This is a genomic window from Pseudomonas sp. NFACC16-2 (assembly GCF_900119205.1).
Lineage (GTDB): Bacteria > Pseudomonadota > Gammaproteobacteria > Pseudomonadales > Pseudomonadaceae > Aquipseudomonas > Aquipseudomonas fluorescens_Q.
On sequence record NZ_FPIX01000092.1, the window covers coordinates 1 to 1,045 of the forward strand.

The following is a 1,045-nucleotide window of genomic DNA, read 5'->3' on the forward strand; positions in this document are numbered from 1 at the left end:
GTGGTGGTGTCGTTGACATCGCTGACGATGGTGCTGACTGGAGCCGTGTTCGGCGCGATGGCTTCCAGGTTACCGCCCGTGGCAGTACTGATGCTTTCGGTGACGGTGGTTGGGCCTTGGTACACGTCGTTGCCAACGGCTACGTCCAATACGCCCGAGCTTGCGCCCGCCGCGATGGTGATCGTTTTACCACTGTCGAGCGTGACCGTCACAGGACCGTTTTGCGCGGTGACCGGGTTGCCGTTGGCATCGGTCAGGGTCGCGGTGTAGGTGATGGTGCCGTTTTCATTCACGGTCGGTGTGGCGGTCAGCGTCACGCTGGTGGTGTCGTTGACATCGCTGACGATGGTGCTGACTGGCGCCGTGTTCGGGGCGATGGCTTCCAGGTTACCGCCAGTGGCGGTACTGATGCTTTCGGTGACGGTGGTCGGGCCTTGGTAAACATCGTTACCCACAGCGACATCGAGTACACCCGAGCTTGCGCCCGCTGCGATGGTAATCGTTTTACCGCTGTCCAGCGTGACCGTCACAGGACCGTTCTGCGCGGTGACCGGATTGCCGTTGGCATCGGTCAGGGTCGCGGTGTAGGTGATGGTGCCGTTTTCATTCACGGTCGGCGTAGCAGTCAACGTCACGGTAGTGGTGTCTACCGAATCGGTAATCGTGGTGACCGCAGGCGAGGTGCTCGGCACCAGATTCTCAAAGTTGCCACCCGTCGCACCCGTGATGGTGGTGCTGACCGTGCTGCCGTTGTTATAGACGTCATTAGCTGGCGTCTCGACGCTGACGGTGCCGGTAGTCTGGCCAGCCGCGATGGTGATGACCGAGCCGTTGCTCAAGGTCACGGTCACCGGGGTCTGGGCCGGGTTGGTCAGGGTGGCGGTGTAGGTGATCTGGCCGCCTTCGGTGATGGTGTTGCTGGCCGTCAGAGTCAGGCCAGTGGCATCCGGCGAATCAGTAATCGTGGTGACCGCAGGTGTAGTGCTCGGGACCAGGTTTTCGAAGTTGCCACCGGTCGCGCCGGTAATGGTGGTGCTGACCGTGT

General features: G+C 61.5%; 1 protein-coding gene. It reads right to left on the reverse strand.

The genetic code is table 11. From position 1 onward, the window contains the following. Positions 1-1,045: immunoglobulin-like domain-containing protein (locus BT116_RS30020; protein ID WP_139271923.1), on the reverse strand; the 1,045-nt coding region annotated here is incomplete at both ends.